Here is a 21,087-nt window from a genome sequence, read left to right as displayed (position 1 = left end):
CGGAAGGAGCAAAGCCATGAAAAACGTCCTCCTCCTGGGCGCCTCCGGCAATATCGCGCCATTCATCATCCCCGGCCTCGAAAAACACTACAATCTGAGCCTGGCCGATATCCGTCCCCATCCCGGCGGAAAGGCCACCATGCACGTGGACATGGGCGATTACGGGCAGGTGCTTGAAGCCGCCCGCGGCATGGACGCGATCATGAACTGGACCGTGGTCCGACAGGACCCCGTGGCGAGTTTCGCCGTGTCCGTCCGGGGCGCCTGGCACGTGATGAAGGCCGCGGCGGAGCTCGGTATCGAGAAGGTCCTGCACACGGGGCCGGAGATTATCATCCCCGGCTACCTCCACGACCACGACATCGGCGACGTGCCCCAGGCGCCGGGCACGGCGTACTACATGCTGACCAAGCACCTGGCCATGGAGATCTGCAAAATTTACGCCCGCAAGTACCGTATACACACCGTGTGCTACCAGTTCAACGGACTGGGCCCGATGCCCGAAGAGCCGGTCAGAAATGCCGACCATCCGCCCTTCACCATCGTCTACGACGACCTGGTGGAGGCCTGCCGGCTGGCCCTGGAGATCGAGGAGGTGCCGGACTACTTTCAGGCCTTCAACATGGGCAGCTACCTGCAGCAGGGCAAGTACACCATCGACAAAGCCCGGCGCATCCTCGGCTACGAACCCCGGACCAATCCCCAGCGGTTCTACCGGCGGCCGGTGGCGGCAGGATGAAGATCACGCGGTTCGAGGTCATTCCCCTGAAGCAGCGCGGCCTGCTGCTCAAGGTGCATACCGATTCGGAACTCGTGGGCTACGGGTCTCCCATGAACTACGAGCACGGCCGGACGGTCACCCGGGCCATCCATGACATGGAGGACTATCTCCGCGGCCGCGACCCCCGGCAGATCGAGGACCACTGGCAGACACTCTTTCGTTCGAGTTACAGCCGCCAGATGCCTATCCTGCTCTCCGCGCTGAGCGGTATCGAACACGCCTGTCTCGATATCCTCGGCAAGTCGCTGGACGTGCCGGTGTGGCGACTGCTGGGCGGTTCCTGCCGGGATCGCGTCCGGGTCTACGCGTCCGTCGGCGGTCCGTCGCCGGAAGCCTACGCGAAGCACGCCCGGGCGCGGGTAGCGGAAGGGTACACCGCGCTCAAGTGCACCCCGTTTCCCGATCCGGTGCGTTACGTGGATACGCCGGCGGCCATGGAGCGCATCGTCGCCCGCGTCGCCACGATCCGCGAGGCCGTGGGACCGGAGATCGACGTGGCCGTGGATTTCCACCGGGCGGTCAGTCCGGCCATGGCCAGACGCCTGCTGAAGGAACTGGAACCCCTTAAGCCGATGTTCGTGGAGGAACCCGCCCATCCGGAGAACGTCGACGCCCTGCTCGAGATCACCCGCTGCACCACCATCCCCATCGCCACCGGCGAGCGGAACACGACCCGCTGGGGGTTCCGGGAACTGGTGGAGAAGAAGGCCGCCGCGATTCTCCAGCCCGACGTGCGCCACTGCGGGGGTATCCTGGAGATGAAGAAGGTCGCGGCCCTGGCCGAGGTTCACTACGTGGCCATGGCGCCCCACTCCGCCGCCGATCCGGTGGGCGTGGCCGCGTCCCTGCAGGCCATGGCCGGCACGCCCAATTTCCTGATCCAGGAATACGGCGGCGGTGGCGGCGATACGCTCTTTACCCGGCCCCTGGTGTTCAAGGACGGTTTCGTCGAGCTGCCGCAGGGGCCCGGACTGGGCATCGAGATCTCGGAGGAAGGCCTCGCGGCCAACACGGCCGTGTCCTGGCCGCTCCGCAACATGCGCCGCGATCCGGACGATCGGTCCTATTCCGACATCTGAAACCGGGACGAAGGTATATGCCAGGTGCGATCAGTCTATTGACTTCAACGCTGCTTTGCGGATTCATGTTGTTGGCGTGTGCATCGGAATCGGATCCTTCGGCGTCGACCGCGGACACTGAAGGCCGCGATGGAGTAGTTCAGGCCGCGGCCACGTCCACCGCCGCCGCCGACACGGCCTGGACGCCGCCGCAGCCCCGCTCCGTCCATGAGCGGCAGCGGGAGCGGACACGCATGGTCGAGGTGGTCCTGGGCAAGTCGCCCATGGTCACGGATGGCGCCGTAATCCGGGCCATGATGGACGCACCCCGCCACGTGTTCGTCCACGAGCAGACGCGGCGCATCGCCTACGACGACACGCCTCTGCCCATCGGCCTCGGGCAGACCATCTCCCAGCCCTACATCGTGGCGTACATGACCGAGTTACTCGAAATCGATCCGGCTTCAAAGGTACTGGAGATCGGTACCGGTTCGGGTTACCAGGCCGCCGTGCTTGCCCACATTACGCCCCACGTGTATACCATGGAGATCATCGAACCTCTGCTGGACCGGGCCCGCGGACTGCTCGCCGAGGAGGGGTACGACACCGTTCAGACGCGTCACGGAGACGGTTATTACGGGTGGCCGGAGGCGGGGCCCTACGACGCCATCATCGTCACCTGCGCGGCCGGACACCTGCCGCCGCTCCTGTGGTCCCAGCTCAAGCCCGGCGGCCGGATCGTCATACCCATCGGCGAGATGACGGGTGTGCAGCGGCTCGTCGTGGTCCGCAAGACGGCGGACGGAGAGCGCTCCTCCCGCACTGTGATGCCCGTTCGCTTCGTGCCCATGACCGGCCGGGTCGAACAGTGACGTCCCGAACCGAAAACACGGATACGCCCGGGGGTTTTCCGGCGGGTTACCTCGTACGGGCTGCCGGCCTGGTCTCCTGCGGGGTCATCGCCTTCGAGATCGGGCTCATACGCGTCCTGCAGTACGCGAGCTGGTACCATTTCGCCTTCCTCGTCATCACCATCGCGCTCCTCGGCTTCGGCATGAGCGGCGCCATCCTGTCGCTGTGGCGCGGTTACCTACTGCGGCACCGGCATACGGCCCTTCCGGTACTGGCCCTGCTCACGGCCCTCTCCATCCCCCTCATGCTCCAGGCCGCGCAGCTCCTTCCCGTGACCGGCCGTTTCCTGCCCGGCCTCGTCGTGGGGCAGCTGGCCTGGTGGGCCGGATACTGGGCCCTGCTGACCGTCCCCTTCGCCCTGGGCGCTACCGCCATCGGACTGGCGCTGATGTCTGCCGGGCAGCGGCTGACCGCGGTCTACGCGTCGAACCTCATCGGCAGCGCGTCCGGCGCGGTCGGCGTGACCATCGTCATGTACTTCGTGGAACCCGCGTGGCTGGGCTACGTGACCGGGGCCGTGGTCCTGGCCGCGGCATACCGAGGCGACCGGCGGGCGGTGAGCGCCGGACCGATATCCGCGAGTGTGCTGACCGTGCTCGCCGTGCTTGCCGTACTTGCCGGCGCGTTGCTGGCGTTGCTTTATCCCCCTTCCATCCGTGTAGATGGCGACAAGTACCTGGCCTATGTGGACCGCCTGGAAGCGGACGGTCAGGCCGAGCAACTGGCCCGTGCCGTCGGCCCGTCGGGGGTCGTGGAGGCCTTCGGCAGCGATGCCTTTCACGATATGGCCTTCATGACCGACGAGCGTGTGCCGCCGTCTATGGCGTCGATCGTCGTGGACGGTCACCGCGCCGGCTCCCTGTTGCGCATCGACCGGCCGGAACAGGCGGAGGTGCTGGACGGCACGCTCATGGCCCTGCCCTATGGCCTGGTCCCCTCCAATCCCAGGGTACTGCTGCTGGACGAGGTCGGAGGCGGCAACATCTGGCTGGCCCGGCGGCACGGCGCGGCCGCGGTCGACGTCGTGCAATCGAACCGGGTGTTGTCGAACCTTCTGACCGGTCCTCTGCAGGACGAAGGCGGCATGGTGTTCGGCCTGCCGGGCGTCGCGCTCCATTCGGTGGAATCCCGGGCCTTCCTCGAAGGGACGCGGGGTTCCTTCGATCTCATCCAGCTGGCGGGCATGGAATCCTGGTCGGCGGCCGCGGGCGGCCTGGAAGGGCTGAACCAGGACCAACTCATGACGGTGGAGGGCGTGGCGGCCGCCCTGCGACTGCTGTCACCGGACGGCATCCTCCACGTGTCCCGCGGGATACAGCTGCCGCCCCGGGACAACGCCAAGATCGCGGCGACGGTCATTGCCGCCCTCGAACAGTCGGGGATTGCACGGCCCACCTGGCCGGTCCGACCCGGTGCGCACATCGCCATGGTCCGGGATTTCCTGGGCGTCTGCACCATGGTCCGGCCAAGACCCTGGCAGCCAGGGGAGATCCGACGGCTGCGGGACCGGGCCGCGGAGCGGAACCTGACCTCGGTGTACTTCGAAGGGATAACGACCGGCGAACTGAACCGTCCCGACGAACTGCCCGGACCACCAGGTGAAGACGGTGACTACCTGTACCACGTGATGCGCAGTCTGTTGTCCGGGGATCCGGACGAAACCGCCCGGTTCTTCGACGAGTGGCCCTTCGAAGTCCGGCCGGCCACCGACGACCGCCCCTTCTTCGGCAATTTCGGGAAGCTCGGCGCCCTGCCCGATTTCCGGCGGGCCTATGGTGCGGGGTGGCTGCTGCGGTCGGAACTGGCCTTTCTCTTCGTCCTGTCCACCGCCGTCATCGTCACGTGCGCGGGCCTGGTGCTGACGCTGTTGCCCTTCGTTTTCCGCGCCGACATCCGAAGGGCGTCCGGACGGTCGGTCGCCGCCGTGTACTTCCTGGCCATCGGGCTGGCCTACCTGGTGCTGGAAATCGCTTTTCTTTCGGGCATCCAGCGCCTGCTGGGCGATCCCGTGATCGGCGGCGCGGCCACCGTGGGGGGCTTTCTGTTCTGCTCGGGCCTGGGCAGCCTTGCAGCGAATCGCATCGCCGCGTTACCCGGCGTCTCGCTGGGCAGGCTCGCCCTGGTGCCGGCGGTACTGGCCATACCCGTATTCACGGGCCTGGTCCTCCTTGCGCTGTTCGGAGGCGCCTGGCCGCTGGGCATCCGACTCGCAGCGGTACTCGTCCTCATCACACCTCTGGCCTTCACCATGGGGCTGCCCTTCCCGCTGGGGCTGCGATGGTTCGGGGCGCGGTCCGCCGCGCTAGTGCCCTGGGCCTGGGGCGTGAACGGCTGCGCTTCCGTCCTGGCCTCGCCGCTGGCCATGATCATCGCCATGCAGTGGGGATTCGTGCTCACGGTATCGGTGGCGGCGGCCTGCTATGTCGCCGCGGCGTGCGCGGCGGTTTGGAGCGGAGCGAGACATTGATCGCATTCCTGCAATCACTCTAGGGAGACAGAAACTTCCATGCAAAGAACCGAGGACGGAGGCCGCCGGTTTTCCGCGACGGACCTGGTCAACTACCTGGGCTGCCGCCACGCGACCTATCTCGATATGCGGAGCCTGGAGGAAGATCTCGAGAAGTCGGAAGACGATGACACGATGCGGTTGTTGCAGCGCAAGGGCCTGGAACACGAGAAAGCCTACCTGGAACGGCTGCGGAGCGAAGGCCGGGACATTGTCGAGATAGACCGGGACGGATCGCTTCAGGACCGGGCGGCCGCGACCCGGTCGGCCATGTCGCGTGGCGAGGACGTCATCTTCCAGGCAGTGCTCCACCGGGAACCCTGGCGCGGTGACGCCGATTTCCTGATCCGCTGTCCCCGGCCTTCCGCGCTCGGAGACTACAGCTACGAGGTACTGGATACCAAGCTCGCCAAAAAGGCAGCGCCGAGACACCTCATTCAACTCTGCGTATATACCGACCTGCTGGAAAGTCTGCAGGAACGGCGGCCCGAATACATGTACCTGCTGCAGGGAGACGGGACGGAAGCGTGTTTCAAGGTGGATGATTTCTTCTACTACTACGCCCTGGCGCGCCAGCGCTTCGAAGCGTGGGTCGCGGAGCCTCCCGCCGATACGAATCCCGATCCCTGCTCGCATTGCAAATATTGTCACTGGCGTGATCTCTGCGCCCGTCGCTGGGAGGACGACGACCATCTGTCCCGTGTGGCCAATATCCGCAAGACCCAGATCGCCGCGCTGAGAAACGCCGGCATCAACACGTTGTTCGATCTCGCTCATCTGGATGCCGACCGGCAAATCGAGGACACGAGTGAGGAGGGTCTCGCACGGCTTCGCGCCCAGGCCGCATTGCAGTACGAAAAGACGAAGACGGGAAAGGACGCTTGGGAACGGCTCGACTACGACGAAGGGAAGGGACTGTCGCGGATGCCCGAGCCTGACCGGGGCGATCTGTTCTTCGACATGGAAGGCGATCCGCTGTATCCGGGCGGGTTGGAATACCTCTTCGGTGCGGTCACCGTGACGGATGGCCGTCCGGCCTTCAAGGCTTTCTGGGCCCATGACCACGTGGAGGAGAAGAAGGCGTTTGAGGAATTCATGGCCTTTCTGGACGCGCATCTGCTGCGGTATCCCGCGGCCTATATCTATCACTACAACCACTATGAGACCACGGCCCTGAAACGGCTGGCGGGCCGCTACGGCACCTGCGAGGAACAACTCGACAACCTGCTGCGCCGGAATCGGTTTGTCGACCTCTACCTGGTCGTGCGGGAGAGTATCCGCACCTCCGAGCCGCGTTACTCGCTGAAGAACCTCGAGACTTTTTACATGCGACGCGGCGGTGAGGTGGCGACGGCCGCAGAGAGCGTCGTCGTATACAACCTCTGGCAGGAGACCGGCAATGACGATCTCCTGCGACAAATCGCCGAGTACAACGAGGAAGACTGCGTTTCCACGTGGAAGCTGCGCGACTGGCTGGTGTCCCTCCGCCCTCCCCATGCGTCCTGGTTCCGCGGGCACGAAAACGACGGAGACGAAAGCGGCGGGCACGAAAACGGCGGAGACGATAGCGCAGGGGAGTCCGCTGCGGCGCCGCCGGCGACGCCCGCGCGCAAGGAATGGGAGATCGAGTACGAGGAATGCCAGCGCAGGCTGGGCGTCTTCGACGAGGACCCCCCGGAAGACGGCAGGCGGGTCGCGGACCTGCTGGAATTCCATAACCGGGAAGCCAAGCCCGAATGGTGGGCCGCCTTCGAACGCCGCGACAAGACGACAGATGAACTCATCGAGGACGTGGAGTGTCTGGGGGGATTGGAAAAGTCGGGGGAGCCACCCGTACAGGACAAGAAATCGATGGTATACACTTTCGGGTTCCCGCCCCAGGACTTCAAGCTCAAGGTCGGCGACCAGGTCGCGAATGCGCAGACCATGGACAGGGCCGGCACGATTCAGGAAATCGACGAATCGAAAGGGACCGTACAGGTCAGGCAGGGACCGAGCGTCCAGCCATTGCCTGCGGGTGCTTCGATCGGCCCCGGCGGACCGGTAGACGCGAAGGTCATCCGGGCGGGGATCTACCGCCATGCGGATCGGTTCATCCGTGACGCGAAGACCCGGCGGGCTGCCACGGATCTGCTGCGCCGGGCGGTCCCGCGGATCAAGGGGCGCACCCCGGGCTCGCCGATCGTCGAGTCCGGCCGCGAAGGGATAGGCGGCTATCTGGATGCCGTGGAGCATCTTGACGACAGCTATCTCTTCATCCAGGGACCGCCCGGCGCCGGAAAGACCTACACGAGTGGTCATCTCATCGTCGCGCTGATCGAGAGGGGTCATACAGTCGGCATCACGTCCAACGCCCACCAGGCCATCCACAACTTGCTGGACATGGTCGTTGAGGTGGCGCGGGAAAGGGGTGTGTCATTCCGGGGCGTCAAGAAGAGCAGCGGGGGTAACCCGGACAGCGTTTACAAAGGTGAATTCGTGACGAATGTCGACAAAACAGGGGACATCAGACGCGATGCGGACCTCTACGCCGGGACGGCATGGCTGTTTTCCGACCCACGCCTCGTCGACCGCCTGGACTACCTCTTCATCGACGAAGCGGGACAGGTGTCTACCGCCAACGTCGTGGGCATGTCGACGTCGACCAGTAACATTGTCCTGGTGGGCGACCAGATGCAGCTGGGCCAACCCATGAAAGGCACCCATCCAGGCGAGGCCGGCATGTCGGTCCTGGAATACCTTCTGCAGGACAGGGACACCATACCACCCGACCGCGGGATCTTCCTCGGGACGACCTGGCGCCTCAAGCCGAGTATTTGCCGGTTCGTTTCCGACGCCTTCTACGAGGGAAGGCTGGGGAACCATCCCGAGACCGCGAGGCGCAGGCTGTTGCTGGAAAAAACGGAACTTCCCGAAGAGGGCATCGTCATGATCGCGGCGGACCACGGAGGATGCTCCCAGAAGAGCGTGGCGGAAGGCCAAGTCGTCAGGGCCTGCTACGAAGAGCTGCTGGGGCAAACATTTGCGGACGACCGCGGCCGGACCCGTACGCTGACCAGGGCGGACATCCTGGTGGTCTCGCCCTATAACGTGCAGGTCAACCACCTGCGCTCGGTGTTGCCCGAGGGCGCGCGGGTGGGCACGGTGGACAAGTTTCAGGGGCAGGAGGCGCCCGTGGTGCTCGTCTCCATGGTGACGTCCACAGCCGAGGACCTGCCCAGGCACATGGAGTTCCTGTACAGCCGGAACCGGCTCAACGTGGCCGTCTCCCGGGCGCAGTGCCTGGCCATCGTCGTCCTCAATCCACGGTTGCTGGAGGCCCCGTGCCGGACGGTGGAACAGATGCGTCTGGTCAACGTGTTTTGCCGGCTGGAGCAATACGCCTACGGGCTGGGTTGACGACCGCTTTAGCGCACCCGGCCGATGACGGCGGTCTGGTCGTCGAACTGTTCCACGCCGAGGGAGAAGTCGCGGACGGAGGCGAGGATCCGCTCCAGGATCTCCTCGCTGGACCGGTCGCGGTTACGCGAAAGGACCCCGCGAAGGCGGGCTTCCCCGAAGTCCTCGTCCTCTCGGTTGAGCGCATCCGTAATGCCGTCGGTATAGACCGCGAAGAGATCCCCCGGATCGACAATGACGGAGGAATCTTCGTATTCCGCTTCCGGAAACAACCCGATGGGGTAACCGCCGCTTTCGAGCAACGAGACATCGTCGCTGCCGTTGCGCAAGAGAAGTGGGGGATTGTGCCCGGCGCAGCAGTAATTGAGCCGGGCCGTCTCCATGTGGTACGAGCAGATGAATACGGTGGCGAAGCGTTCCGGCGCCGTGCTGTGGCACAGGTAGACGTTGAGGCGGGACATCAGCCTGGACAACCGGTCCGGGCTTCCTTCCAGCGCGGGGTCCAGCGCCTGGGACCGCAGCGACGCCTGCAGACCGGCCATCATGAGCGCCGCCGATATGCCCTTGCCCGAGATGTCGCCGACCACGATATCCAGCACTCGATCCCGGTGTTCGATGAAGTCGTAGTAGTCTCCGCTGACTGTGCGGGCGGGGATCCAGGCGCCGGCCAGTTCGAGGGGACCCCGCTGCGGCGGCATGTTGGGTATGAAACGGGCCTGCACCTCCCGTGCCATGGAAAGTTCCGTTTCGATACGCTCCTTTTCTCTTTCTTCATTCATCAGCATCTCGATGCTATGCGCCATGGTGTTGAAGGAGCGGCCGAGTTCGCCCAGCTGATCCCGCGCCTTTTCTTCCACGCGGAAGTCCGTCCTGCCGGCGCGGATGGCTTCCGTGCCCTCGTACAGCCCGTGCACCGCCGTGGTAATCCGCCGCGAGATGAGCAGCCCGATCATGAAGGAGATCAGCTCGAAGCAGACGAATACCGAACACAGGACGATGACGACGACAAACAGTGGAGGAAAACCGGACAGCAGCATGTCGCCGGTGACGGTCGCTTCGAAAATGTGTGCCGGATCGAGATCCAGGCCCAGTATCGCCATGGTCTGCGCCCCTGAATTCCAGGACCGGACGGCGAACGAGGCGGCCCAGGGTACATGAAGCTCCCCCCAGAGCGGCAACCGGGACCTTTCCACTTCCGAAGGTGCAGACTCATAGACGGTGACGTCTTCGAAATCGCCCGGTCCCGACCGAAACGCGACCTGCGTGCCGAGATCTTCCCAGATCTTCGTCCGGTATTCCTCCCCCAGCGGCTTGTAGGAGAGGACGTACAGGTTCCGTCCGCGGAACTCGATCGTGGTGCCGGCGCGAAAGGACAGCGCGGAGAGGCCGTCGGACAGGCTGTCGTAGACTACGTCGGCGAAGTGGTCTTCCCGGAGCAGCCAGTCCGGGTGGGGTTCGGGTGTATCGAATGGGAGCGATGCAAGTACCGGACGGCCATCCTCGAATACGCTGATCGACAGGCCGGTAAGGTCCGGATTATCCCGCAAGATCTCGTCCACGATCCCGGCGTAAGGCGGTCTGTCTTCCGAAGCCGTCCTCAGCAGGGCCAGCTGCATATCGACCGGTATGTGATCGAGCCGGTCGACGGTTTCTTCGATATGGCGGGTGACCAGGTTGGTGCCCAGGGTGCCGATCCAGAGCCATCCGACGAGTATGCTGATCGAAGTAGCGATACACAGGGGAGCGATGCCGGCGAAGAGGAAAACGACGATAATGCGATTTCGGACTTTCCACAGCAGATGGTCCCGCAGCCACGAAAAGACCTTCCACGTGTAGTAGAAAATGCCGGCGGCCAGCAGGGCGATCGCGGGCCAACCGAGCCAGGTGACCACACCCTGCCAGGTGCCCAGGACCAGGAAGACCCCGGCCGCCATGACCAGTCCCGCATAGATGCAGCGCTTCGTCCAGGTATCCGGGGCCAGCCGCGTCAGCGCCCGGAGGATGGCGGACCCGAATCGTGCGGCCTTGCGTGCAGCTGTGCGTGCGGCGCGCTTCATGTGAAGGTACTCCAGGGGGTTGGTTCGGCGGGCGCCCATGCACATTGCCGCAGCGGGTCGCCGAGCGTCGGTCGGCCGGGACAGCCCGGACAGCCCGGTCGGCCCGGACAGCCGGGCCGGCGCGGACAGCCCGGCCGGCCGAACCAACGGAAAGTCGTCAGTGCCGGTCCACCCGGGGCTCGATGGGCAGTGCGCGAAATTCACGGATCAAGCCGGCCAGTTCCTCCGAGGCCGCGCGGTAGAGTTCCTCGCCCTTCTCCACGGTGGCGACGGTGGCGTCGCCGATGACGCCGGAATCGGAGATCCGGGACCACTGGTCCATCATGCGCAGGGGCGAAGCGCCCTTGCCGCGGATCCAGCCGCGCCAGTAGTACTTCGACACGGGGATCTTCACCTCGCGCACCGCCTTGTCCATCTGGATCGCGTCGTCGTTGAGGTAGCGGTAGACCGAGGTCTCGATCTCGTCGGCGTGGGACTGGAGCTCGGAGTCGCCGATTTCCCAGAGTTTCGACTGGGCTACGCTCCACCAGTTGAGCGTCCCGCAGTGGGCGTCCGTCTCGATGACCGTCCGTCGCGAGGCCGTCTCCAGGATAGTGGCGTTGGAACCGTGGCCGTTGACGATGAGTATCTTGCGGAAACCGTGGTGGGCCACGCTCCGGGTGATGTCCACAACAAAGTCCTGCAGGTGGTCGTCCCGCACCGTGATCGTCCCCGGGAAGTCCATGTGGTGGTCCTCGAACCCATAGGGCAGGGCCGGCAGGATCAGCACTTCGTCCGGGATGAGCTTCGCGGCGCCTTCGCACACGCTGCTCACCAGGAAGGTGTCCACGTCCAGGGGCATGTGGTAGCCGTGGTCCTCCGTGGACCCGACGGGCAGGATGACGGCAGGCTGGTCCTCGACCTTCTCCTTCAGTTCGACCCAGGTGTAGTGATCGTAGCGGTAGGGCAGGCGTGGACCCTTCATCTGTGCTCCTTAGACGGTGTGGCGAAGCGCTCAGTTTACATGCGCGGCATGACTTCGTGGACGAAGAGGTCCATGCTGCGAAGCCAGGATTCCTTGTCGTCCCAGTCGTACCCCATGAGGATCAGCGTGCCGAAATCGCCGGTCTCCTCCCGCATCAGGTCCAGCCGCCGGACCACCTCGTCCACGTCGCCGTGGATGATCTGTTCCGTCATCAGGTAGTCCAGGTTGCACTCCGCGTCGGGCATGTCCGGGTCCCGCTTCAGCATCTTCCGCCCCAGACCCTGGTCGAAGAGGCCGCCGAGGTATTCGAAGCCCCGTCCCAGGGAATTGTTGCGTACTTTCGCCGCCGCATCTTCCTTGCTGTCGGCCAGGAAGATGCTGCGGCAGATGCGCCAGTCCTTCCGGTCGGGCGTCCGTCCGGCGCCCAGGGCCGCCTGTTCGTACACCCGCCAGTTGTCGGCGACGACATTACTCGTGGAAATGTTGGCGCTGATGGGAAACCAGCCCTTTTCTCCCGCCAGCTTCATGGTGGAAGAGTTCATGCTCATCCCAGGGGCGCAGATGGGGGGATGGGGTTGCTGCAGCGGCTTGTGGATATACCCGATCAGCGTGTCGTGATCCACGTTTTCTTCGAGGTCGATCTCCCAGAAGCGGCCCTTCAGATGATAGGGCGGATCCTGGCTCCAGATCTGCAGGATCATCTCGGCCGATTCGACGGCCATGGCGCTGTTGAGTTTCGGATCGATCTTGTAAAGTTCCAGGTCGGAGGTCACGCTGCCCGGGCCGAAGCACAGGTTGAGCCGACCGTGGGAAAGCTGGTCCATGAAGGCCAGCCGGCTGGCCACGTGGGCTGGATGGTGATAGGGCAGGCAAGTGGGCGCGGTGCCGAGCCGGATGGAGTGGGTCATGGCCAGGGCCTTTCCGATGAAGGCCTCGGGCAGGACGATGTGCTCGTACTTCATGGTATGGTGCTCGCCGATCCAGAACTCGGTGAATCCCAGTTCCTCGCAGCGCACGATGAGTTCAAGGTCCTCGTCGTGGCATTGCGCCGCCGGCTTCACCGGATCGTGGAAGGGCATGATGAACATGCCGTAGTTCATATTGGACTCCGAAGTGTGGTATTGATCCCCGTTGTATCTACATTGTATACACTAGCCGCCGGTCAATGCTTCGCTCGCGGTATACCCTTCACCCGCAAAATACACAACCCGTGGTAAACACTCAGCCCGCGCACATGCCTGCCAAAAACCGCCAGGTAAACTCAGGCGTAACCCAGCGACCGGTTGAACCTCGGCATGACTTCTTTCGCGAACAGTTCCAGGCTGTTGATCCAGGCCTCCCGGTCGTCCCAGTCGTGGGCGGTCATGATGAACGTGCCGAATTCGCCCGTCTCCTCCATCATGCGGTGCAGCTGCCGCACGCACTCATCGGGATCGCCGGCGATGACCTGCTCGTCCATCATGTAGTCCAGGGTGCATTCGGAGTCCGGCATGTCCAGGTCCCGCTTCCAGAATGCCCGCCCCGGTCCCAGGTCCGTGAGCTTCATGATGTATTCCAGGCACTTGCCCAGGGAATTGTTCCGCGCCCTTTCGCGGGCTTCCTTCGTCGTCTCCGCCACGAAGATGTTGCGGGAGATCTTCCACTTGCGCCGGTCCGGTTCCTGTCCGGCGGTTTGCGCGCCGCTTGCGTAGGTCTCCCAGTGGTTCGCCAGCACGTTCGAGGCGACCATGTGGTGGCTGAAGGGAGAATAGCCTTTCTGGCCCGCGATGCGGGTCCCGGCCGAATCCCGCATGATCACGGGCACGGACAGGGGCGGGTGGGGTTTCTGCAGGGGTTTGAGGTAAACGCCCACCCCCAGGTCCTCCCGGACTTCCCGGCCCACGTGCACCTGCCAGAACCGCCCGTTTATATCGTACGGGGGATCGGTGGTCCATAGCGTCATGATCATCTGGATCGCCTCGCCCACCATGGCGCCGGAGTCCTCGGGCCGGATCCCGAACATCTCCAGGTCGGTCGGAATCGCGCCGGGACCGAAGCAGATGTTCAGCCTGCCGTGGGAGAGATGATCGAGGAAGGCCAGGCGGCCGGCCACGTGGGCGGGATGGTGGTAGGGCAGGCACACGGGCGCGGCACCGAGCCGCATGCGGCTGGTAAGCCCCAGGGCCTTGCCGATGAAAATCTCGGGCATGACGATGTTCTCGTAGCTCGATGAGTGGTGCTCGCCGACCCAGAATTCGCTGAAACCAAGCTCCTCCGATCGCACCAGCAGTTCCATGTCTTCGTCGTAACACTGTCCCGGCGGCTTGGCCGGGTCGTGCACCGGCATGAGGAACATGCCATAGTCGATCATTTCGCGCTCCCTTTTCTTATTGGATTCCGGTTCGGCCTGGTTGCGGCTTGATATCGATACCCGGGCTTCAGCAGTCCCTGACTGCCGCGCATGTCCGCAGTGGTTACAACAGCCTTTTGCGGAGTTTTTCCTCTATGGTTTTCTCCACGAATCCGGCTTCGCACAGGGTGTCGAACCCGCTGCCCGGAAACCGCGCCGCCCATGCATAGACGGCGTTGATCCGCGCTTCGTCGCCGCCGAAGGCGGAGGGTTCGGCCCGTACCGCGTCCAGCGCTTCGATGACGGCGTCCGCCATCCGGTCGTAGAGCCGGTCGGACCAGCCGGCCGCCGGTGTGCCTTCCCCCGGACTGCCGTGCCCCTGGCCGTCGTCCCTGCGCGTCGCCGGTGCATCGTCCCCCGGGCCGCCGTCTGGGCTGCCGCCCCGGCGCGCCTCCTGGTACCACGCCATGGCGTTGAACTGGACTTTCTTAGACCGGGGGTAGAAGGAGCACATCAGGTTCCAGTCGTCGCCTTCCCGTTCCTGGTCGCCCGACGCCCGGAAATCCGATCTCAGGAGGACGGACGGGATGTCGAGCATCTTGGCCATCATGAACTCCACCACCGTGCCCGAGTCCAGGTCCGTCCCGTCGAAGTTGAACAGGCCCAGGTCGCAGGCCATGACCTGCATGAGGTCCTGATTTCGTATGTCGACCATTCGGCCCGTGGCCTGTTCGAGGTCCTGGGGCACCACGCAGGCGTAACGCCCCCCGGACCGGCGATCGATGGCCCCGGCGAGGAGCTCGTTTCCGGCGAGGTGTTTGTGGTCGAAGAGGTCGCCGGCGAAGTATACGGTGTAGGTCGTCATGCGCTGCCGCAGTCCGAAAGGTCCTACGAATCGCGTCCCGTGTGTTTTTTACCGATTTCGGCGGCCTCCAGACCGCAGCCCGAGACCATCACGCCCTCGTCGATTCGGTCGGTCACGTTTTCGGGTGTAGCCCCGTCCAGGAAGGCGACACCGTTGGCCTTGCAGGCCTTCAGCACCGCGGTCCGCGCGGCGATCATCTCCGGCGGGTAGGGCGGATCGTGACCGTCCGGATACCCGAAGGACATGCCCATGTCGCCCGGGCCCCACTCCGCGAAGGCGATGCCGGGCACGGCTAGGCTCTCGTCCACGTTGGCCAGGGCACGCCGGTTCTCGATCTTGAGGCCAAGCATCAGCTCTCCATCCGGGTTCACAGGCCAGACGTCAGCCCGCTGTACGTATTCCTGCACGGGGAGTCCCCAGGTGCGCGCGGCGAAGCCCTGGCCGCCCGAGCCGCGCTGGCCCACTTCGAGGCCTGCGCCCACGCCCCGGGTCTGGAAGGGGTAGCGGGCCGCTTCCACGAAGGCGCGCACGGCGCCCGGTGTCTCCGCGTGACACAGCAGGAGCCCGTGGACGCCCAGTGCCAGAAGCTGCTTGACCATCCAGGCGTTCGCCCGCATGACGGCCTCGCTGGTCCCGTTCGTGGGCAGCGTGACGATGATGCAGGGCGTCAGGTGTCCGGTAGGCGCGGGACCGCCGTCCACCAGGCCGGCCATGAAGGCCTTGAGACTCGGCAGGTCGAAGAGGCCGTGCTCCATTTCGACGACGAGGTAGTCCTCCCATCTCCCGGAGGCTTCGACGCCCTTTTCGTAGCTCAGTTCGCCGGCGCCGCCATAGTAAATGGGCTGGCCCCGCCTGAGCAGTTCGACGGCTCGGTTTACGTTGGGCATTTCCTGCTCCCGTGTACTTAAAGGCTGGTGTGTCACCGAGACCGGCAGTCTGGTGACTGGCGGGCCGTGACCGCTGCGGCCAGCCGCGTCCGCTACTTCACGTCCAGTCGAAGGGCAGCCGGTCCATCAGGTCCGTATCTTCGGCCAGACCCTTGAGGTTCTCCGCCGCCATTCGCGTGAGCGGAACGCCCTCGCGCCGGGAAACTGCTTCGCTGTCGAGTTCCATTTCCCCGGGTACGTAGGTACGTTCCACCCCTGCGGCCTTCGGCGCTTCCCGCATGCGGCGGATGAGTTCGTCAATGCGGTCGTAGTATTCGTCCAGCGGCATCATGGCGCCCACGTCGATGGCCATGAAGGTGTGTCCCTCGTCGCAGGTATCGTCCGAGACTTTGGACCAGGACAGGATGTCCGTCGTGACCCCCGCGCCGGCCAGCACCCCGGACAGGGATTCCACCAGCAATGCCAGGCCGTAGCCCTTGTGCGCACTGAAAGGCGTCAGGGCGCCGGTGACGGTGAACACGCCGGGATCCGTCGTGGGCAGGCCCTCCGCGTCGGTGAGCCATCCCTCCGGAAGCGGTTCGCCCCGGGCCTGGTACGAGGCCACCTTGCCCCCCGCCACCGTGCTCATGGCGATGTCCAGCACGATGGGCGGCTGGGACCGGGCCGGAACGGCGTAGGAGAGTGGATTGTTTCCGATGGCCGCGCCGCGTCCTCCCGGAATGTTCATGACCACGTCGGTATTGCTCATGGCGACGCCGATCATGGGCCGGTCCGCATTTTCCACCGCCATGACCGTGTAGGCCGATGCCGCTCCGAAGTGGTTGCTCCGGCGTACCGTGGCCATGCCGATCCCACAGCTTGCGGCCTTGTCCATGGCCACAGTCATACCGTGGTGCGAGGCTACCATGCCCACGGCCCGGTGTGCGTCGATCCGCGCCCATGCGGGTCCGTCGTCCGTGGTTTCCGGCACCGCGCCCACGTCGATGCCGCCGTCGCGCATCAACTGCACGTAACGCCTGAGTGCGACCGTGCCGTGGGTGAAGATCCCGCGCATGTCGGTGCGGACCACGACATCCGCCGTCAGTCGGGCGTCCGCCTTCGAGAGTCCCGCCGCGGCCATCGCCGAGATACAGAAGTCCGCGAGCGGTTCGGGCGGCGTCCTCAGTACGTAGAGGTCGTTCACGGAGTTTGCCTGGTTCGCTTCGGTGCTGGTTTTTACCATTCTGAAGGAGGTCTAGCCGTCGCCGCGAATCCCGGCGGCGGTCCGTTCGAAACCGCTGATCAGGTAGCTGTAGTCGCAGTCGACCTGAATCCAGTCGACGCCCCGGCTGCTCCAGCGTCGGCCGAAGGCGTACTGCGATCCCATGCCCATGCCGATGGAGAGGCCCGCTTCGTGCCCTACGTCGATGATGCGTTCCATGGCGGCCACGACCTCGTCGTTTTCGAGGCGCCCCAGTGTATTGATGGACCCGCTGAGGTCCACGGGCCCGATGACCAGACTGTCCAGGCCGGGTATGGCCGCGATGTCCTCCAGTTCACGGTAGGCCTCGACGTGCTCGATCTGGACCGAGACGAAGAGGTCCCGGTTCATGTCGTCCACGAACGAATCTATATCCGAAAAGGCCCTTCCGTAATTGGACGGACGGTGCGGCCCGAAGCCCCGGTCTCCCGCAGGCGGGTATCGACAGGCGTCAACCACGCTCCGCACTTCGGCGGCGGAGCGGACCTGCGGCACGACAATCCCGGGCGCACCGGCGTCCAGGATGGGCTTGACGTGCCCGATGGCGCTCGACGGCACGCGGACCAACGCGGCAGTGCCTCCCGCCCGTGCGGCCATGAGGTGTCTCGTGACCGACTCGGGGTTCATCGCCATGTGCTCGGTGTCGATCCAGATGAAGTCGGCCGAATCGCACAGGGCCTCGGTCACGGCCGGATCGGTGAAGGTCACGGCGGGACCAAGACAGAGTTGCCCGGCGGCGAGGCGTTCCCGGAACGCCCTGATTTCATTTGAAAACAACCGCTGCTCCACGGATATGGATCAAGATCGGGCTGTCGGAGTCGCTTGCGGGTCCCTAGACCGCGCCTTTCTGCCAGGGGCCCCAGATGGCGTAGGTCAGTCCGGGCCGCTGCATGTTGACGAAGAGCGTCTCGCCGTCCGGGCTGAAGGTCGCTCCGGCGAATTCGCCCCGGTAGGCGATGCCGGCCACGTCACGAGCCACGTCGAACACGCGGCCGTCCTTCGTCAGGCCCCGGATGTGCTGTATCCCGTTCCGGTAGTCCTCGCACACGATCAGGCCGCCGCGGGGACTCACGCAGACGTTGTCCGGCGCGGCCATGAGCGAAGCGTCGGGCGATTCGAACAGGAGCGTCAGCACGCCTTCATCGTCGCTTTCGGGGCTGTATTCCCACACCTGTCCGAGTCCTTCGTCGCCCCCGGTAGTCGCCGTGAAGAATATGCGGCCGTTGCCGTGCCAGCAACCCTCCAGGCGGTCGAAGGCGGCACCGCCCTTGTCGGCTCCCTCCTGGTATACCATGTGCTCGTCCAGACCGGCCCCGGCGGGATCGGGGTCTTCGATCTCCACCCAGGTCACGGGCAAGGAGGTGCCCATGGTCTGGCCATCGCGCGTATCATATCCGGGTTGATCCTTGACCGCGAGCATGCGCAGGCGCCCTCCCCGGGCAAGCTCGCCGGGGTGATCGGGGATATACTGGAAGAACCCGCTCGGATTGTTGTCTTCGGTCTCGTACACGATGCCGGTTGCCGGATCGACGGCGATGGCCTCGTGGACAAACCTTCCCATCCCGGTCAGGGGTTCGCCCGCTACGCTCTCCTCGGCATCGGCCGGCACTTCGAAGCAGTACCCGTGATCCTTGTCGTACCCGCCCAGGTACTGGAGCCAACGCGCACTGAAGATCCGGTCCGTACCCATGGTGGTCTCTTCACAGGTGATCCAGGACCCCCACGGCGTGGGACCGCCGGCGCAGTTGTGAAGCGTCCCGCCCACGCTGACGAAATCGCGGACCAGTTCGCGCGTTGTGGGATCGACGATCAGCGTGGTGACGCCGCCGGGGGCCGTGGGATCGTAGGCCGCGTCCCGGTTGCCGATAGCTTCCACCGGTTTGCCCGTGTTGATCTCGTGGTTCCGCAGGAGCCGGACCATCCCGCCCGCGGCGAAGGCGGCCATGCCGTCGTGGGCGGCCGGCGTGGGATGGCCGTCCGACATGAGGCCGCCCTTCTTCCCGAAGACCGTATAGGAGAATCCCTGCGGCAGTTCAAGCATGGTCTCCCCCGTATTTTGCGAGGGCACGGGAGAAAGGGGTCCGTATCCCCCTTCTCCGCGAGGCGCGACAAGGTGGGCGTACCCGTCGGACATGGCCCGGGCGCGCCGGGCAATCAGGCCCTGCAGCGCCGTGCCGCCGACGGTCAGCGCGCCAACGGATATGGCGGTGTTTCGAATGAAGGAACGTCGGTTCAGACGGGACACTTTCGCGGATCTCCTTTATTGATCATCCTGCGGAGGCGACGATTATCAAGCGACAGCAGCGAAGCGTGTGAACGGGTCGGATCACGATAGGAATCGTCAGGCAATGTAGTCATACCAACCCACAAAAGCAAGGTGCGTTACGAGGTAATTCGCATCCTGCTTCAACCGAATTTGATGAAGACGAGTCCGGCGACGATCATGAGCACCGAACCCACCTTCAGCGCGGTGACGCGCTCCTTGAGAAAGACGAACCCCAGCACCGCGCCGAGCACCACGGCGAATTCCCGCAACGCGACGATATAGCCCACCTGCCCCACGGTCATGGCGAAGAGGATCATCAGGTAGGCGGCCGTGGATCCGATGCCGATCAGCGCCGCGGGCTTCCAGGTCTCCGCGAATCCGCGCCACCGGATCCCCAGGTGGCGGACCGCGACGAAGGGCGTGGCAAATACGGCGCTCAAAAAAAACATGCCGAAGATGTATACGACGGGATGGACGATACTCACGCCCACCTTGTCGACGAGGGAGTAGCTCACGATCGTGGCGCCCACAACCAGGGCGGATACGAACCCGCGGTTGACGGCCCTCGTGTGTCGGAAGACCGATACGCCCATCAACAGAATACCGAAGCAGATCAGGCCGATGCCGGCCACCCCCATCGGCGTCAGTTCTTCACCCAGCAACAGCCATCCGAGGAATCCCGTGAGTCCGATGCCCGATCCCCGGGCGATGGGGTAGACCAGGGAGATCTCTCCGTGTTCGTACGCCCGGGCCAGGAACAGGAAGTAGAAGGTATGAATGATGCCCGTGGCGAGCACGTAGAACCATCCGGCTTCCAGCATGGCCGTGAATCCCGCGGGACCCATTCCGGATGCCACGATCGCCACGAAGGGCAGAAGGAACAGGCAGCTGATCCAGAGGGACCACCAGAATATGGTGAGATTCCCAGAGCTGCGCCGGGCGACGAAATTCCACGTGGCGTGCAGGACGGCGGACAGCAGGACGAAGACGAAGAGGTCAGTGGGCATGGACGGGTAAGTTGAACCGGCAAACCCGCCTGTCAACGGTTTTATGGTGGCTTGACAGGCACAAGGGGCACGGCTAACTTTTTGTTCCAGAATCTGTCTTTTGCATGCATCCCCTTTTGCGAAGGGCAGCGGTGTCGGTTTCCGGTTTTCCGTACAGCGCCGCACCCATTCCTTCCGACCACCGAAAGGAACCCCCATGCCTCTGAAATTCGCGTACCTGGGCCTGTGGCACAGTCACACCGTCATGCACATCCGCGACGCCGCGAGCCGGCCGGACGAATTCCAACTCGTCGGCGCCTACGAGCCGGATCCCGCGATCCGGAACACGAAGCTGGGAGACTGGTCATCTGACCTTCCCGACATCTCCGCCTTCGAATCGATCGAGCAGGCGTTGGACAGCGATGCGGAAGCGATCATCTGCGAGGGGCGGGTCTCGGAGAACCTGAACTACGCCGAACGGGCACTCGCGGCGGACAAGCACGTGCTGCTCGAGAAGCCGGCGGGTGTCGACATGGCTCGGCTCGAGCGGCTGCACGACACGGCGCGGCGCAAGAAACTGCACCTGCAGATGGCCTACATGTGGCGGTACAACCCGGCGATCGCCGAAATGATCCGGCTCTGCAGGGCCGGCGCGCTCGGCGAACCCTTCTACTTCAGGGGGCACATCCCGAAACCCATGGGGTACCACGCCCGACTGGTAGAGGAGCTCGACCGGTACAAGGGTTCCCTTTATTTCGAAATGGCCGGTCACCTGGTCGACATCATGGTGACGTTCATGGGTGAGCCGAGGCAAGTGGACGCCACGTTCGGGCAGTT

General features: G+C 64.5%; 16 protein-coding genes. 6 read left to right on the top strand and 10 right to left on the bottom strand.

The window, feature by feature from the left end; genetic code table 11:
• Positions 1-16 precede the first annotated feature (16 nt).
• The 5 genes from OXH56_01270 to OXH56_01250 all read left to right on the top strand — a co-directional run bounded on the left by OXH56_01270 (position 17) and on the right by OXH56_01250 (position 8,656).
• Entirely contained in the window at positions 17-739 is a 723-nt protein-coding gene (locus OXH56_01270) for an NAD(P)-dependent oxidoreductase (GenBank protein ID MCY3553927.1), read from the top strand.
• Entirely contained in the window at positions 736-1,860 is a 1,125-nt protein-coding gene (gene dgoD / locus OXH56_01265) for a galactonate dehydratase (protein ID MCY3553926.1), read from the top strand. Before OXH56_01270 ends, dgoD begins: the two co-directional genes overlap by 4 nt.
• Positions 1,861-1,925: 65 nt before the next feature.
• A complete protein-coding gene (locus tag OXH56_01260) occupies positions 1,926-2,711 on the top strand; it encodes a protein-L-isoaspartate(D-aspartate) O-methyltransferase (GenBank protein MCY3553925.1) in 786 nt (261 codons plus the stop codon).
• On the top strand, positions 2,708-5,218 hold the full coding sequence (locus OXH56_01255; protein MCY3553924.1) for a hypothetical protein: 2,511 nt from the start codon (positions 2,708-2,710) through the stop codon (positions 5,216-5,218). The genes OXH56_01260 and OXH56_01255 overlap by 4 nt, the downstream gene beginning before the upstream one ends.
• A 39-nt stretch (positions 5,219-5,257) precedes the next feature.
• Positions 5,258-8,656 (top strand): TM0106 family RecB-like putative nuclease, encoded by a 3,399-nt coding sequence (locus OXH56_01250; GenBank protein MCY3553923.1) that lies wholly within the window; start codon positions 5,258-5,260, stop codon positions 8,654-8,656.
• Between the two features lie 8 nt (positions 8,657-8,664).
• Here the strand turns inward: OXH56_01250 and OXH56_01245 are convergent, their stop codons facing one another.
• From OXH56_01245 to OXH56_01200, 10 genes are all read right to left on the bottom strand, one after another.
• Entirely contained in the window at positions 8,665-10,713 is a 2,049-nt protein-coding gene (locus OXH56_01245) for a SpoIIE family protein phosphatase (GenBank protein ID MCY3553922.1), read from the bottom strand.
• A 157-nt stretch (positions 10,714-10,870) separates the two neighbouring features.
• Positions 10,871-11,677, bottom strand: coding sequence for a creatininase family protein (locus OXH56_01240; GenBank protein ID MCY3553921.1), 807 nt, complete (start codon positions 11,675-11,677; stop codon positions 10,871-10,873).
• Positions 11,678-11,712: 35 nt separating this feature from the next.
• Entirely contained in the window at positions 11,713-12,777 is a 1,065-nt protein-coding gene (locus OXH56_01235) for an LLM class flavin-dependent oxidoreductase (GenBank protein MCY3553920.1), read from the bottom strand.
• 161 nt (positions 12,778-12,938) lie between these two features.
• Positions 12,939-14,027 (bottom strand): LLM class flavin-dependent oxidoreductase, encoded by a 1,089-nt coding sequence (locus OXH56_01230; protein ID MCY3553919.1) that lies wholly within the window; start codon positions 14,025-14,027, stop codon positions 12,939-12,941.
• Positions 14,028-14,130: 103 nt separating this feature from the next.
• Positions 14,131-14,871 carry a nucleoside 2-deoxyribosyltransferase gene (locus OXH56_01225; protein MCY3553918.1) on the bottom strand — a complete coding sequence of 247 codons (741 nt, stop codon included), beginning with the start codon at positions 14,869-14,871 and terminating at the stop codon, positions 14,131-14,133.
• A gap of 23 nt (positions 14,872-14,894) precedes the next feature.
• Positions 14,895-15,758 (bottom strand): aldolase/citrate lyase family protein, encoded by an 864-nt coding sequence (locus tag OXH56_01220; protein MCY3553917.1) that lies wholly within the window; start codon positions 15,756-15,758, stop codon positions 14,895-14,897.
• A 97-nt stretch (positions 15,759-15,855) separates the two neighbouring features.
• Complete coding sequence (locus OXH56_01215) at positions 15,856-16,941, bottom strand: Ldh family oxidoreductase (protein ID MCY3553916.1); 1,086 nt, start codon at positions 16,939-16,941, stop codon at positions 15,856-15,858.
• 51 nt (positions 16,942-16,992) lie between these two features.
• Entirely contained in the window at positions 16,993-17,775 is a 783-nt protein-coding gene (locus OXH56_01210; GenBank protein ID MCY3553915.1) for an aldolase/citrate lyase family protein, read from the bottom strand.
• A 55-nt stretch (positions 17,776-17,830) separates the two neighbouring features.
• Entirely contained in the window at positions 17,831-19,243 is a 1,413-nt protein-coding gene (locus OXH56_01205) for a DUF839 domain-containing protein (GenBank protein MCY3553914.1), read from the bottom strand.
• A 161-nt stretch (positions 19,244-19,404) separates the two neighbouring features.
• Entirely contained in the window at positions 19,405-20,271 is an 867-nt protein-coding gene (locus tag OXH56_01200; protein ID MCY3553913.1) for an SMR family transporter, read from the bottom strand.
• A gap of 196 nt (positions 20,272-20,467) precedes the next feature.
• Between OXH56_01200 and OXH56_01195 the strand changes: the two genes are divergently transcribed.
• On the top strand, positions 20,468-21,087 hold a 620-nt coding region (locus OXH56_01195; GenBank protein MCY3553912.1), incomplete at its 3' end, for a Gfo/Idh/MocA family oxidoreductase.

It is taken from the genome of Gemmatimonadota bacterium, from assembly GCA_026702745.1.
Classification (GTDB): Bacteria; JAAXHH01; JAAXHH01; order JAAXHH01; family JAAXHH01; genus JAAXHH01.
The sequence above is the reverse complement of the archived record's forward strand: the minus strand, read 5'-3'. Positions and strand labels throughout refer to the sequence as shown.